This window comes from Infirmifilum lucidum (assembly GCF_014876775.1).
Classification (GTDB): domain Archaea; phylum Thermoproteota; class Thermoprotei; order Thermofilales; family Thermofilaceae; genus Thermofilum; species Thermofilum lucidum.
The window spans coordinates 232,658-246,622 of the sequence record NZ_CP062310.1 but is presented as its reverse complement, the minus strand read 5'-3'; the positions used below and the strand labels follow the sequence as shown (position 1 = coordinate 246,622).

At 55.9% G+C, this 13,965-nt stretch carries 16 protein-coding genes; 13 read left to right on the top strand and 3 right to left on the bottom strand.

What is annotated here, in order from left to right; genetic code table 11:
• The first annotated feature begins 118 nt into the window (after window positions 1–118).
• The gene (ppcA, locus tag IG193_RS01385) at window positions 119–1,501 is read left to right on the top strand and encodes a phosphoenolpyruvate carboxylase (protein ID WP_192819115.1); all 1,383 of its coding nucleotides are present in this window, start codon (window positions 119–121) and stop codon (window positions 1,499–1,501) included.
• Here the strand turns inward: ppcA and IG193_RS01380 are convergent.
• Window positions 1,498–1,971, bottom strand: coding sequence for a ferritin-like domain-containing protein (locus IG193_RS01380; protein WP_192819114.1), 474 nt, complete (start codon window positions 1,969–1,971; stop codon window positions 1,498–1,500). The genes ppcA and IG193_RS01380 overlap by 4 nt on opposite strands.
• A 78-nt stretch (window positions 1,972–2,049) precedes the next feature.
• Between IG193_RS01380 and IG193_RS01375 the strand changes: the two genes are divergently transcribed.
• From IG193_RS01375 to IG193_RS01360, 4 genes are all read left to right on the top strand, one after another.
• On the top strand, window positions 2,050–2,883 hold the full coding sequence (locus IG193_RS01375) for an ATP-binding protein (protein WP_192819113.1): 834 nt from the start codon (window positions 2,050–2,052) through the stop codon (window positions 2,881–2,883).
• A 24-nt stretch (window positions 2,884–2,907) separates the two neighbouring features.
• Window positions 2,908–3,600, top strand: coding sequence for a B3/B4 domain-containing protein (locus IG193_RS01370; RefSeq protein WP_192819112.1), 693 nt, complete (start codon window positions 2,908–2,910; stop codon window positions 3,598–3,600).
• 69 nt (window positions 3,601–3,669) lie between these two features.
• Window positions 3,670–4,962, top strand: coding sequence for a geranylgeranyl reductase family protein (locus IG193_RS01365; RefSeq protein ID WP_192819111.1), 1,293 nt, complete (start codon window positions 3,670–3,672; stop codon window positions 4,960–4,962).
• A gap of 42 nt (window positions 4,963–5,004) precedes the next feature.
• Complete coding sequence (locus tag IG193_RS01360) at window positions 5,005–5,670, top strand: hypothetical protein (RefSeq protein ID WP_192819110.1); 666 nt, start codon at window positions 5,005–5,007, stop codon at window positions 5,668–5,670.
• Between the two features lie 46 nt (window positions 5,671–5,716).
• Here IG193_RS01360 and IG193_RS01355 read toward each other — a convergent pair whose 3' ends face one another.
• Window positions 5,717–6,163, bottom strand: a complete 447-nt coding sequence (locus IG193_RS01355; protein ID WP_192819109.1) for a DUF2258 domain-containing protein — start codon at window positions 6,161–6,163, stop codon at window positions 5,717–5,719.
• Between the two features lie 164 nt (window positions 6,164–6,327).
• Here IG193_RS01355 and IG193_RS01350 point away from each other — a divergent pair, with 164 nt between their 5' ends.
• From IG193_RS01350 to IG193_RS01315, 8 genes are all read left to right on the top strand, one after another.
• Window positions 6,328–6,501 carry a hypothetical protein gene (locus tag IG193_RS01350; RefSeq protein WP_404813140.1) on the top strand — a complete coding sequence of 58 codons (174 nt, stop codon included), beginning with the start codon at window positions 6,328–6,330 and terminating at the stop codon, window positions 6,499–6,501.
• 48 nt (window positions 6,502–6,549) lie between these two features.
• Window positions 6,550–6,864 (top strand): DUF5320 domain-containing protein, encoded by a 315-nt coding sequence (locus tag IG193_RS01345; protein WP_192819706.1) that lies wholly within the window; start codon window positions 6,550–6,552, stop codon window positions 6,862–6,864.
• A 51-nt stretch (window positions 6,865–6,915) separates the two neighbouring features.
• Window positions 6,916–7,290 carry a HEPN domain-containing protein gene (locus tag IG193_RS01340; RefSeq protein WP_192819108.1) on the top strand — a complete coding sequence of 125 codons (375 nt, stop codon included), beginning with the start codon at window positions 6,916–6,918 and terminating at the stop codon, window positions 7,288–7,290.
• A gap of 67 nt (window positions 7,291–7,357) precedes the next feature.
• Entirely contained in the window at window positions 7,358–7,636 is a 279-nt protein-coding gene (locus IG193_RS01335) for a nucleotidyltransferase domain-containing protein (RefSeq protein WP_218042156.1), read from the top strand.
• 312 nt (window positions 7,637–7,948) lie between these two features.
• Window positions 7,949–8,656 carry a hypothetical protein gene (locus IG193_RS01330; protein WP_192819107.1) on the top strand — a complete coding sequence of 236 codons (708 nt, stop codon included), beginning with the start codon at window positions 7,949–7,951 and terminating at the stop codon, window positions 8,654–8,656.
• 262 nt (window positions 8,657–8,918) lie between these two features.
• Window positions 8,919–10,046, top strand: coding sequence for a glycoside hydrolase family 5 protein (locus IG193_RS01325; protein WP_192819106.1), 1,128 nt, complete (start codon window positions 8,919–8,921; stop codon window positions 10,044–10,046).
• A 31-nt stretch (window positions 10,047–10,077) separates the two neighbouring features.
• Window positions 10,078–11,418: a DEAD/DEAH box helicase gene (locus IG193_RS01320; RefSeq protein WP_225876100.1), complete on the top strand. Its 1,341-nt coding sequence runs from the start codon at window positions 10,078–10,080 to the stop codon at window positions 11,416–11,418.
• The gene (locus tag IG193_RS01315; protein ID WP_192819105.1) at window positions 11,418–12,554 is read left to right on the top strand and encodes a DUF790 family protein; all 1,137 of its coding nucleotides are present in this window, start codon (window positions 11,418–11,420) and stop codon (window positions 12,552–12,554) included. The genes IG193_RS01320 and IG193_RS01315 overlap by 1 nt, the downstream gene beginning before the upstream one ends.
• Here the strand turns inward: IG193_RS01315 and IG193_RS01310 are convergent.
• On the bottom strand, window positions 12,551–13,879 hold the full coding sequence (locus tag IG193_RS01310) for an ATP-binding protein (RefSeq protein ID WP_192819104.1): 1,329 nt from the start codon (window positions 13,877–13,879) through the stop codon (window positions 12,551–12,553). The two genes, IG193_RS01315 and IG193_RS01310, sit on opposite strands and share 4 nt — an antisense overlap.
• Window positions 13,880–13,965 lie beyond the last annotated feature (86 nt).

Here is a 13,965-nt window from a genome sequence, read left to right as displayed (position 1 = left end):
CCAGTTTTCGGGCCTCTCGTGGTAGCCAGCATTTATTTCATCGCTTACCCGGAGCATGACGGAAAAGTTTCAAAGAATGTTCTAGAAAGTTGAAAAACCTCGTAGCATCCTCACTGCGATGTACATTCCTAAGCTGATGTGTACCCAGCACCCCGACTCTACGGTGAAGGTCTCTGCCTCTGAGGAGGTTCAGGAGGCCATCGACGGCTACAGAGTATATGGCTGCGATGAAGTCATGGTGGACTTCGAGGGCAAGCTCACCCCCTACTCTCAGCCGCGGGACATAGTGCTTAGGGCTGTCGAGGAGGGCCTCCCCCTCGGCGAGAGTTTCTTCGTGAGCGTCAGGGCCCCGAACCCCCTGCTCGAGGGGCTGGACAGGTTCCTACTAGCCCTGGAATCGGCTGTTCTAGCCAATTATTACTCGGTAGAGCACGCCGGCGTGGAGGCTGTGAAGTGGGTTATCGTACCTATGGTTGACTCGGTCGACGTTCTGAGGAAAGCACAGAGGGCGCTTCGGGAGAAGGCTAGGCTAGTGAGAGAGCTTACAGGAGTTAGCACAGACCCCCCGGAGCTCGTGCCCCTCTTCGAGGGGGTTAGAGACCATGTCAACGCGACACTGATACTCTCGCAGTACCTAGACTACCTTGAAGAAGAGGGCGCCACCCCAGATCGTGTAAGGGTCTTCATAGGTAAGAGTGACGCCGCGCTCCGGGCAGGCCACCTCGCCTCAATGCTGTCAACGCTCTATGCTCTAAACGCCATGCACAGTTTCTCGCGCGCGAGGGGAATAGACGTCAGGATAGTACTCGGGATGGGCTCGCCCCCCTTCAGGGGAGGGCTGAACAACCCACTTCTAGTCGAGGCAGAGGCCCGGCTCTACAGCGGCTTCCACACGGCAACGCTGCAGTCAGCCGTGAGGTATGACGTGCCACGTGACCAGGCGCTACGCGTCGCAAGAGTTCTCCGAGAGGCCAGCAGCAGCCCTCCGAGAAAGTGGCTTGAGATAGACATGGAATTGCTCGAAACACTGGCACGTCAGTACAAGACTGTAGTGGGGCCGATACTCCCCGTGATTAACAGCGTCGCCGACCGAATCCCCCAGACCCGCGAAAGGGTCAGGCGGGAGCTCTACGGCAGGGTAATTGTAGGCGACTCTCCCTCGCCTGCGCCGCGCGCCATAGCCTTCACCGCTGCGTGCTACACTCTAGGCCTTCCGCCGACCCTGCTTGACGCCGACGGGATACTAGCTGCAATGAGGGCGGAACACAGCCTCCCAGAAGACATACTCTCAGCGCTCAGAGCAGAGCTAGACTTCGATTTTCGTTTCTTCGTAGAGGAGGCCGTGGCCAGGAGGCTGGGCGAGCACGTAGCCAGGAAGGCGCTGGAGCTGAAGTCTACGATGGGTCTAGAGGCTTCAGCCTCAGAGGAGTACTCTCGGAAAATTGCAGAGGGGGAAGTAGACGCCTTATCTCTTGCTAGTGCCCGGAGATTTCTCGGTTAGCCGCCGGGCGCGCCGTGGAACGGGACGTCCTTCCAGAGCATGTCCCAGATCTCAGACTCCTTGATGACCTCCCGTTTTACGATTATTTCGAGGATGTTGAGTAGCATCCTGTGGTGTTTTACTTCATCTTCTAGTATGTACCGGAAGATGTTACTCACTCTTGGATCTCTCGCCTCCTCGATATACGCCTTCAACTCTCCTATCATCTCCTCTTCAAGCCTTATATGCGTTTCAACGACTTCCCTCAGTTTTGAGAAGTCGTCTTCGCTGATAGCCGGGGAAACACCTGTCAGGATATTGATTATCCCTCTGTACATTTCCGCGTGCTTCCTAGAGTCGAAGGCTATGCTGCCCAAGACCCTCTTTATCAACTCACTCTTCAACTCCTTAACGCTTTCCTCAAGCCTCTGAGCGTTAACATTCTCCAGCTCAATACTCTTACGGATACTTTCTACAAGCTTTTGGCTCACACGTGTGGTATGCACAGGACTAATATATCCCTTTCGTGTTCCAAGTCTAAAGCGGGGGGAGTGGGGTTTTCGGCGTGTATGGTCAGTGTTAGAGCCTCTCTAGAGCGCGCCTTGAGGATAAGCCGGAAAATAGTGGCTAGCGGGGACAGGGTTGTCGTGGCAGTCAGTGGGGGCAAGGACAGCGCGGTGGCACTGTATGTTTTACGCGAGCTCCAGAAAAGTAAGTCCTTTGGGCTCAAAGCCTTGCACATAGACCTAGGCTTGATGCACGCCGTGCCGGTAGTAGAGGATCTGGCCGAAAGGCTGGGCGTTGAATTACGCGTAGTCAGGCTGGGGGACTACGGGATAGATATCCCACTAGCTAGCAGGCTGTTAAGGAGACCCCCCTGCTCTGTGTGCGGCGCAGTGAAGAGGTACCTGCTGAACAAGGTTCCGCGGGAAATGGGGGCCACGAAGGTGGCCACGGGGCACAACGCCGACGACATCCTGCTGTTCTTCTTCAAGGATCTGGCGCAGGGGAGAGTGGACTGGGCCTCAAAACTGAAGCCCCTAGTGCCCTCGACCCACCCCAAGCTCCTCCCCAGGATACGCCCCCTTTTCGAGGTGACAGGCGAGGAGACGCTTGCCATAGCTGAGTCGCTTGGGCTACTGTTCACGAGGGAGAAGTGCCCCCTGGCCCCCCTAAAGGGCGACTGGATGAGTGAGCCCCTCAAGTCCTTTGTGCTTAGCGTGGAGGAGAAGCACCCCGGCTTCAGAGTACAGCTCGTGCGGGGCATCGCTAAGATACCGGATCTCTACGAGCCGGGCACTCTGCGTGAGTGTAGAGTCTGCGGAGAGCCCGCGAGCTCAGAAGTTTGTAGCTTCTGCAGGATCCGCCTAAAATTGAGCAGTGTTCAGAGCAAAACAATATAACCCTCCGGGGTAGACACGACTAGGATGTCCTATTGCGGTGAGCTCGAAGAGCTCGTGAGGGTCGACCAGCACATCTATGAACTCGGCGTCGAGATAGCGTACACGGTTCTATGGCTAGATGGCTCGTATGCAGAAATCCCTCCGAAGATAATCGAAAGGGCAGTCAGCGAAGTCAGGAATAAGTACAGGATAGAGAGCCTCCCAAGCGTCCCGGAAGTGAGGGCGTACAGGGACTTCTACTGGCGCATAGGGATTGACCCGACGAAGACGAGGCCCTCCAGCGAGGCACTCGTCAGGCGTGTTCTGAGGGGAGAGTACCCGAGGATAAACGCACTGGTTGACGCGGGCAACGTCGCCTCCATAGAGACTCTTGTCCCCATAGGCATATACGACCTCGAGAAAGCCGCCCCGCCCCTGCTCCTGACTCTCTCAAAGGGGGGCGAGGTGTTCTCACCGCTTGGAGGCAGAGAAGAGCTACTGCCTCCAGGGCTCCCAATACTAGTAGACTCCCGGGGTCTAGTCATGCACCTCTACCCGCACCGGGACAGCAGGCTAACCTGCGTGTTGCCTGAAACAAGGCTTGCACTCGTCGTTGGCGGCGGTGTCCCGGGGATTCTACGGGATAGGGTAGTTCAGGCCGTTAGACGGGTAGTAGAAATACTCTCTGAGGTCAACTGGAAGAACTGCGGGAAAATAGTCCTTAAAGCTAGTTCCTGATAGGGTAAACCCCGGCAGCTCTACTCTTCCGAAAATGCTAAATAGCTCTGAATGAAGTTTGCTGGTGGCATGTACGACGCTATTGTAGTCGGCGCTGGCCCCTCCGGGAGCAGCGCGGCCAGGATTCTGGCAGAGAAGGGGTTCAAAGTCCTAGCGCTCGACTCTGCTAGGTTCCCCAGGCTCAAGGTGTGTGGGGGAGGGATTGGGTGGAGAGTTTTCCGCGACTACCGCGGGCTCGTAGATGTTCCAGAAGAATACAGAGTTAGAGCAAACATAAGCCTCTTCGTCTCGCCGTCAGGGTACACCGTCGAGGTTAGTGCATCGGATCTTGAGGGCTACCTCATACCAAGGACAGCGTTCGACCACTCCCTGGTCAGGGCAGCTGTTAATGCGGGCGCCGAGCTCCGTGAGGGCGTCACGGTTACCGGTGTAGTAGAGGAGGATTCCAAGGTTAGAGTCTTCACGAAGAGCGGCGAAGTGGTGGAGGGGAGTGTCGCCATAGGTGCAGACGGCGTGTACTCGGTCGTAGCCAGATCCCTGGGCCTCCAGCCGGCTAACTGGTTGCGGGACAACGCCTTCTGCCCCGTAGCCTACGTCCCGGCTTCGAGACCTGGGAGCGGCGAGCACGAGCTGGAGTTCTACCTCGGGTTCATGGGTGAGGGCTATGCCTGGATCTTCAGGCACTACGACCACCTTAACGTCGGCATAGGCACCTTGAGGAAGAACTACACGGTGCCACCCGACAAGGCCCTCTACGACTTCATGAAGAACAACCCTATTGCCTCGAGGAAGATAAAACTCGGCGGCGAGAGCGTTAAGAGCAGGTATATACCCTATAACGGCATGCTGAGGAGGCTCTACTCGAGGCGCGTGCTACTCGTGGGAGACGCTGGGGGCTTCGTCAACACGCTCACAGGGGAGGGTATCTGGATGGCCATGAAGACTGGGGAGCTCGCCGCTGAGGCTGTCACAAAGGCCCTAGAAACAGGCGAGCTCCTCAAGAACTTCAGGAGCTACCAACGCCGCGTGGAGACGCACCCAGAGATAGGCGAAGAGCTGAAATACGGGAGAATTCTCAGGGACATGTTCTTCTCGTCGCCGCGGCTCTTCGACGAGTACATACTGCGGGCCCGGGAGGATCAGAAGCTGGCCAAGTTGCTCGGCGACCTCGTGTTCGCGCGTAAACCCTACCCAGAGCTCGTCAGGCAGCTAGCGCGGGAACTGCCGCTAGCCTTGACGTCCAAGGTTCTGGCCAGTGCTCCAGTGAAGTCGATTCAGCTCCTACTAGGCTACGGCGACCCGTACTTCCCGGGCGAGGGGGTAGCGTCTCGCTGCACTTATTACACCGAGAGCTCGGCTTAGACGAGTGATACCTTTTTATCCCCAGAAAGCGAGTATACAAGCGTGGCTGAGAGCCTCGCTAAGGTAGCGGTAAGGCTACGGAAGGCTTTTGGCTCGGCGACTGTCGACACCTACACTTTGAACCGCGTGTACCTCATGGCCGTAACAGAGATGCTCGAGAAGTATGGGTACCCTGCAACTGCCCTCAGGCTGTTCGAGTGGGGCTACGCCATGGGCCACGCCTACATGCTGAAGCTGGAAAGAGAACTGGAGAAGCTCAAGCCGGAGCCCAAAGTGACGCGCATGGTGGCCTGGCTAGCCTGGTACATGTTCTCGGGCACAAAGCCCAAAATTGAGCAGAGGGTGATCCCGGAGCCCGGCTTCCCCTACCCTGTGTCCGTGACGTATGTGAGGGATCCCAACTCCCCCTGGGATCAGGAGATATTCCTGGGCGAGTATAGGAGGGCGTCCCACTACCCTGCGGGAGCTTACGAGGCAGCGGGTAACACTTACGGGGTTCTGGTCACGAAGGGGGCGATAAGAACGCTAGCAAGGATAACGAAGGCTATTTCTGCTGGAGACAAGTACACGGAGCTCGCCTTCGTGACTGTACCTGCCCAGCTCGCATCGGAGGACTACATTGAGAGCCTCGTGCCAGGCTTCTTCTCGGAGATACCGTTCAAGAAGAGCCAGGAGCTCTACGAAAAGTACTTCGGCATCAAGTGGTAAGCCTAGGTAGCCAGGCTACATAGCAGCGGGGGCAGATGAACGCGCTCTATTCTTCCTCTTCTCCCTCCCACTCCGAGACTTCACGCGACTCTGCAGGCTGGGCTCCCGAGAAGCGCCTCTTGGCTTCCTCTGCGTCCCTCTTGACCGTTTCGCGAACTTTCTCCTCCACCTCCCCGTCGGGAACCCTCCTGAAGAGTTCTACCCGGAGCGAGTCGTAGTCCCACTCGAGCTTGTTCTGCGCAGGGTCGTACGTGTACTTTATCCTCACTCTGACAGCGTCCCCCTTATCCGCCTTGAGGCTCTCCACTATGGCCCTGTAGAGAACCCAGTTCAGCTCGGCGCTGGCCCGCGCGATCTCCTTGCTGGCGTTCTTGTTATTTCTCACGAAGCTGCCGAGCTGGGCGAAGAGGGAGCGCCGAACTTTAGAGGCGTACGCACCCGCTATTACGAGCCCTGTGTTAAGCTCATTGGAGATTAAGCCCTCGCTAGACACAATAGTACTGTTCAGCAAGAGGTATAAAGAATTAACTTTCATCAATGTAGCTGACCTCCTCCCCGCCCTAAAGGGCGAGGCTTTCAGTTGTAAAGCTCGCTGTAGGAACCTCGCTCCTGTGTGTTGGGGCCTTCGGGCTAGCTACAGGGATCGAGTACGCGCTCGTGGGTAGGGTACTGCTCTCCGTCGTCATGTACTTGACGGGAGGAATTATTGGAGGGTATCTCAGTTCAAAGCTGGCTTTAAGCGTGAGCAAGGGGGCCCTGCGGAAGATCTACGGCATTGCCATTATCCTGGCTGGCACCTACATACTGCTTAAATCTGCCAATGCCTCCTAGAGAAAAGTTTATATAGTTGTGTGACATATCTCAAAAACGGTGAGGAAAATGGGCTGGTGGAGGCGTGGACGATGGCCTGGGAACGGGCCCTGGGCCCACCTACCGCCATGGGAGAGGCCCGGCTGGATATACGGCCCGGGCTACTGCTGGCGCGCCTACGGTGTCCCGGGGTGGTACTACTGGCGTAGTGTTCTCGGCTCTGCGGCTCCTCAGGACGAAGCCCGGGTGCTCGAAGAGTACAAACGTTTCCTCGAAGAGGAGCTTAGGAGGATGAACGAGGAGTACAGGAGGTTTATCGAGGAGGAGATAGCCCGGGTAGAGGCTAGGCTTAAAGAGCTGAAGCAGGCGCAGAGTTCTACCTAGAGGACTTTTTCTATGCTCTAGGTTTTTAACGAGCAACGCGTATACTGTTTTGTGTCCCGTTTAGACGAAGTCAGGTTGCTGAGGAAGAGGGCTAGATCTTTCCTCAACAGAGCGGTAGATAGCTTCAATGCCGGAGATTATGACCTCTCGGTTTTCCTCTCAGAGCAAGCCGTGCATCTGCATGTCAAGTCTCTGTTATTGGAGAGGCTTGGAGACTACCCGCGAACACACTCCATGTCCCTCCTGGCTGCTCTGCTTGAGAGAGCAGGGCTAGAGGATCTCGCCAGTCTCCTGCGTGAGAAGTGGAGGGAGGCTAGGCTCTTGGAAGACGCCTACATAGCTTCAAGGTACCTGCCACGCGAGTACAGCAGAGAGGAGGCCGAAGCCTTGTTAAAGTTCGCTGAAGAGGTGTTGGCGCACGGATAACTACTTCGACCTGCTCGTAAAGAGGGCCGATATTCTGAGGAACTGGGACAAGTACATCCCTAGGATAGTGCAGGCAGTTAAGGCGCTCCTACCCGACTCGCGCGTCTACGTGTTTGGAAGCGTCTTGAAAGGAGAGGCTGTAGGGGGGAGTGACGTGGACGTCCTCATAGTGTCCAGCCTCCTCCCAGTGGACAACCTGTCCAGAGCTGAAATCAAAGCCAGAGTGGAGGAGCTCGCCTCCCTGCCCCCGTACCACCCGTTCGAGCTCCACCTGGCGGACGAGTCCGAGGCAAAGTGGTACTTCTCTAGGGTTAAGGAACTCGTGGAAGTAACTGACGCTGGCTGAATCCCCGGCACCTCGCATGGACAATGTTCTCGTGTATTCCTGCTAGAAACACGGCACTTTTTGTACCCCCTGCAGTGCAGCATCCTGGAAATGCTGGGGAACACATATGTAGCACAGATGTAGGGTTATGAGTAGGCGTGTACTAGTGTCAGTCGTACTCAAGCATAACGTGTAGAGATTAATCGCGGGATAACTGAGCACATCTAGAGGGCCCGTGTAGTGGAGGCTGGGAGCCCACGGTAGAGTTTTCTCAATGGCTCCTGCTGGAGGGCTGGTGAAAAGAGTTATTTGCTTTCACGCGAGATCCAGCCAATGGCCAGGCTACCCGATGTTTTCCTAGAGTGGAACTACTATGCTAGGAGAGCCTTGCTACAACAGTTCATAGACGGAGTCAAGGTGGATCCGGAGAGGTTTTTCCTAGAGTTCACACGCCACAACCCTGCACTCGTGACTGCGGCTTGCATCAACGGGGAGATTGTGCTCAATGCGAAGATTGTCGGCTGCGGGTATGTCCCACGCGAGGAGTATGCTATGGACGTCGTAAGAAGACTGGAAGAGCACTTGAAGCTTTCAGACGAGGAATATTCGAGAGCCTACGGGGATGGAGAGAAGCTTAGAAGGTTATACGAGGAGCACAGCCTACGTGGCGCAAAGTTACTCTTACAGCTAGTATACCACCCACGCGGAGTTGCTGAAAAGTACATTGACTTCGAGAAGCTAGCAACTGTAGAGCTGGCTAAGAGGCTAAGAGACAGGCCTAGGCAGACGTGGAATATAGTTCAGCATAGCAGGACTGCAAGCCTGCTCTTCTTCCAGCCGCCGAGCATAAGCTTCGAAGTGAAGGGGAAAATAACCATACACACTGACGACATTTACCACAGGCTTGTGACATTGATCCATGATGCCTACCACTATACACCACCAGAAGGCAGGGGCGACAGGCCAGTATATATATTACATGTGGAACAGGTGTACGATAAGAGTCCAACAAAGTCTGGCTTTGGTAGGAGAATAGCCTAACGGTGAAAACAATGTGCTATTAAGGAAAACTGCGACCCGTAATCCGCTCCTAGTTATTCTGCTGATATCTAGTATCCTTCTCCTATCAATTTTTCTCAGTGCGGCGCATAGAGCAAATACCCGCTACGGAGTGCCGCAGACTGGCTCTACCCGGGGCTTTCTGAATGAATCAGTAGGGAAAACGAGTCTAGGCAACTCGCCAACCCCACCTGCATCTCCGTGTAATCTCACAGTATACTTTAACGCATCTTACGCCAGCAGTATGCTACACGCCGCTCTCCAGGTATTTTACTTCACGAAGAACGGGGAGCTCTACGCGATGAATCTGACCGACTGCAGAGTCAGAGTCGTCCGCCTGTACGGTGTTAACTGGTTCGGCTTCGAGACGAGGACTTTTGTCGTGCACGGGCTTTGGGCCAGGAACTGGGAGGACATGCTCAGGCAGATGAAGAGTCTCGGCTTTAACGCCATAAGGCTTCCCTTCTGCACGTACTCTGTTAGAAACGGGACACTTCCATCCAGCATAAACTACGATCTTAACCCGGACTTGAGAGGTCTAACCTCCCTGGACATCATGGAGAAGATTATCGCGAAGGCCAACGAGCTTGGGATGTATGTCCTGCTGGACTACCACAGGCTGGGGTGTGACGAGATCGAGTCTCTCTGGTACTCAGACGAGGTCAGCGAAGACATGTTTATACAGACGTGGCTGGAAGTCGCGAGGCGTCTCTCCAAGTACCCAAACGTCATTGGGGCCGACGTCCGAAACGAGCCCTGGGGAGCTACGTGGTGTACAGGTGACCCAGCTACAGACTGGCGCCTAGCAGTCGAGAAAGTCGGGTCAAGAATACTCGAAGTAGCGCCCCACTGGCTAATCTTCGTCGAAGGCACGTATAAGTCGAAACTCGAGGTAGACTCAAGAGCGCTCTACCCCTACTCGCTCAACTGGGGCGAGAACTTGCGGGCTGTCTACGAGTGCCCCGTGGGGTTGCCCCCCGAGAAGGTCGCGTACTCGCCGCATGTCTACGGGCCCGACGTCTCAAGGCAACCCTACTTCAGCGACCCAGATTTCCCCGAAAACATGCCGGCGATATGGATGCAGAACTTCGGCTACGTAAGGGCAAGCCTCGGCTTCCCCATAGTCATTGGGGAGTTCGGCGGCAGGTACGGGCATGGGGGCGACCCGAGGGACAGGGCCTGGCAGGACAAGTTCGTCGACTGGCTAATCCAGAATAGGATATGTGGCTTCTTCTACTGGAGCTGGAACCCGAACAGCAGGGACACCGGCGGGATCCTGAAAGACGACTGGCTGAACGTATGGACCGACAAGTACCAGAACATCAGGAGGCTCATAGAAGCGTGTAGTACCTTGGAGAATCTACAACCCTAAGTTTATTACATGCTTCTCCCCTGTTGGGGTTGTGGAGCTACTGTGGGATAGAGGCACGATACTGATCGAGGGAGACCCTCCCCGCGAGGCTCTAGGTTTTGCCGTGTTCGACCCCAGGGTCAAAAAGTACAGGTGTATGGCAATCCACTACTCCAGGCTGAAGCGCGTCCTCGAGGAGAAGGGTATACCCTTCGAGGACCGCGTCATGCAGCCGGCTTGCAGTAAAGTCGAGGCTAAGGTGAAGCCCGAGCTCAGGCACTACCAGCGCGAGGCCCTCGAGGCCTGGCTCCGCTACAGACGCGGTGTCATCGTGATGCCCACCGGCGCTGGTAAGACCTTCGTGGCGATAGCCGCTATAGCTGAGCTCTCCACGCCCGCCATGGTCGTAGTGCCTACAGTCGAGCTGGTCGAGCAGTGGCGCAGGAGGCTTAGCCGCTACTTCCCCGGGAAAGTTGGAGCCTGGTACGGCGAGGAGAAAGAAGAGAACTGCCTCCTCGTGACGACCTACGACTCAGCATACCTCTCGGTGGAAGCGTTGGGCCCGAAGTACCCCTTCCTGGTATTCGACGAAGTCCACCACCTCCCCTCCGAGTCCTACAGGCAGATAGCCGAGCTATCGCCTGCGCCCTACAGGCTAGGCCTCACAGCAACCCCCGAGCGCTCAGACAACCTCCACGCTCTCCTCGACGAGCTCGTCGGCCCAGTAGTCTACGAGATGCGCGTCTCCGAGGCCTCTGGACGCTACTTGGCGGAATTCGAGGTCGAAGTAGTAAAAGTCAGGCTGGGAGAGGAGGAAGAGGAAGAGTACAGGCGCCTCGAGAAGATATACCTCGAATACATACGGAGAAAGAACCTGAAGTTTAAGAGCCCAGCCGAGTTCCGCAAGCTGGTCATGCTCAGTGGCAGGGATCCTGGGGCTAGGAGGGCCCTCGAAGCGTGGGTGAGGATGAGGAGCATACTGTTCAACTCGGAAAGTAAAGTCAACGCCGTCGCGGACATCTTGGCGAGGCACAGGGGGGACAAGATACTGATATTCACGGAGTACACTTCGCTGGCGAGAGCTGTCTCTGAGAGGTACCTCATACCCCTCATAACCCACGACACGAGTAGCGAGGAGAGGAGGATTGTTCTAGAGGGCTTCAGGACAGGCGTCTTCCGGGCAATAGTTACTGGGAAGGTTCTGGATGAAGGCATTGACGTGCCAGATGTAAACGTCGTAGTCATACTGGGCGGCACGTCCTCCAGGAGGCAGTTTATCCAGCGGATAGGCCGCGCCCTCAGGCTAAAGCCTGGCAAGGCTAAAATCTACGAGGTAGTAACTGCAAGCACTAGAGAAGTCGCAGCGTCAAGGAGAAGGCGGAGGGATATTTAGTGCTGCCAGCTGAACTGCTCAGGGTATCGAGGAGGGGTAATACTGTTAGGCCGTTATACTTGGAGGACGTGGGGCCGGCAGAGTACGTCATAGACCTGTACAAGCCGGGCCTCAAGCTGGGAGAGGCCAGGGAGAGGCTCAGAGAGGCGCCATTCGACCCCAAGCTAGCCAGGGGGCTAGCCCACGTCCTGGAGAGAAGCCTCAAGGTAGAGGACGTCGACAAGAAACTCGTGACGAGGATCAGAGTTGAAGTGTTCAGGACAGCCTCGAAGCAGTTCCCGGTCGTAGACCCCGTGGATCGTTCACTTGTCTTCGAGAGCGTCGCGTCAAAGTTTGGCATTCCTCCCAGTGAAGTCGAGAGGCTCTTCTCTAAGGCCTTCGAGGACGAGCTCGAGATCACAGATCTACCCTCTATGACGCCTGAAGAGCTGGTAGCCATGTACAACACGTCTCTCGTCCAGACCCTACTGTTCAAGTGTCTAGAGCTTAGCGTGACGTTCAAGGCAAAGGGCTCAGAGGTGAAGCCAGCTATAAGAGCCCTTAAGGCTTACGGGCTGATGTACGTGGCCGAGGACGCGGGGAGCAGGGTCAGGCTAGTCATTGACGGGCCTGTATCTATACTCAAGCAGACTGAGAGGTACGGGACTAGGCTCGCGAAGTTCATACCCCACGTCTTCGGCTTCGAAGACTGGAGCATCGAAGCTAGAGTCCGGCTCCACGGGAAGACTCTCACCTTCAGGGAGGAGAAGAGCACTGCCCCGGGGCTCCTCCCAGAACCCCTGAGGGAAGAGCTGTTTGACAGTACCGTTGAACGCGACTTCTACAGACAGCTCTCAAAGCTCTGCAGGGTGGAGAGGGAGCCGGATGTACTCGTTGTTGGCGGGAGGATATACATCCCGGACTTCAGAGTAGGGGATCTCTACATCGAGATAGCGGGGTTCTGGAGCCAGGAGTACTTAAGGAGGAAGTTTGAAAAGCTAGCGGTGCTCGGCTTCCCGATACTCGTCCTCGTGGACGAGAGGCTAGCTGTCTCAGCGTGGAAAAACCTCCCGCACTACGTTGTAGCGTACAGAGATAGGCCCAGGATAGGCGACGTCTACAGGTACATTAGAGCCTACTGCCGCGAGGGAAGCTAGCAGAAGTCTTTGAGCTCGAAGACAAGGAAACCTCTCTCTTCCAGCTCTTCCCTGCCGTCCACCTTTAACGCCGCGACACCGTACAGCTTCTCTAGTGCAGGCACTGCTCTAGCCTTACTCTTGAGGTCTTCGAGGACTTTCTCAGCTTCGCGCAGTCCCAGCTCACGACATTTTGCCTCGACGACGATAGCCTTCTCCTGTTTCTCGTCCACAGCCACTGCATCAATCTCTTCTCCAGCCCTTCTCCAGCTCCCAACTCTCCACGGCCTAAAGGGCAAGTGGAGCATGTGTAGGCCCTCCCTCACGACGTCCTGGAAGACTACCCCGAGGTACGACTGGAAATCTCTCTTGACAACCTCCAAGACTTCCCCCTTACTCCCAAGCTCCAGGAGGCTCCTATTCGGGTGGACGTACCGGAACCAGAACCTGTAGAAGTTGTCCTTAATCCTGTATACCGGCCTACCGCCCATGACTGGCTCGTCCCGCTCTACTATGTCCATATCCTCTATCAGCACCTTAAGGTAGTAGTTGAGCGACGTCCTAGCCGTCTTAAGGCTCCCGGCGAGCCCGCTAAAAGAACTCTTACCGGAAGCCAAGAGCCTCAAGACTTCAAAGTAGACTAGGCTCCCCCTCAACTCCGTCCTCAAGAGGAACTCGGGCTCGTAGTACAGAGGCGACCTATTGTCGAGGACAAGCCTCTCGGCCTCCACGCCCCAATCCGGGCTCTCCAGGAGGGAGAGGTAGTAGGGGGTTCCGCCGAAGACCGCGTAGAGCTCGAGAGACTCTAGGGGTGTAGCGCCGAGCCTCTCACGTAGAAACTTACACGCTGTCCGGTAGTCGAAGGGCTTGAGCTTTAAGAAGCTCGTGGCCCTGCCGTAGAGGGGTTGCCCACCCTTGAAGAAGCGCTCAACCATGCCTACCGCAGATCCGCTAGCAATAAGCATTAACCTGCTACTAGCAGCCTCCTCATCTATGACTCTCTGGAGCTCTGTTAGAGCAGCCCTATCCACGTCTACAAGCCTCTGGAACTCGTCTACCGCCAGGACAACCCTCCTGTCGCGTGAAGCCCTGAACACGCCGCCGAAAATGTCTCTCCAGCTCGGGTTCCTCGGGACTCTAATACCGACCTTCTCGCGCAGCTCCCACGAGATGCTCTCGCGCAACTCGTCTGGCGGCATCTCAGACACGTATATATAGACAGAGTCTGGTTTATCGCGGAGGAACTGTTTGAGGAGGAATGTTTTACCAACGCGTCTACGGCCGAATATAACTACAAAGGAGAACCTGTTCCTCTCGTACTCCTCTTCTAGGGACTTAAGTCCCACTCTCGGTCAAAGAAGATTGACCGATTAATCATTCCATAATTAAATTATCGCGGCGAGATCTGTGAATACTCACATGTGAGGCTACT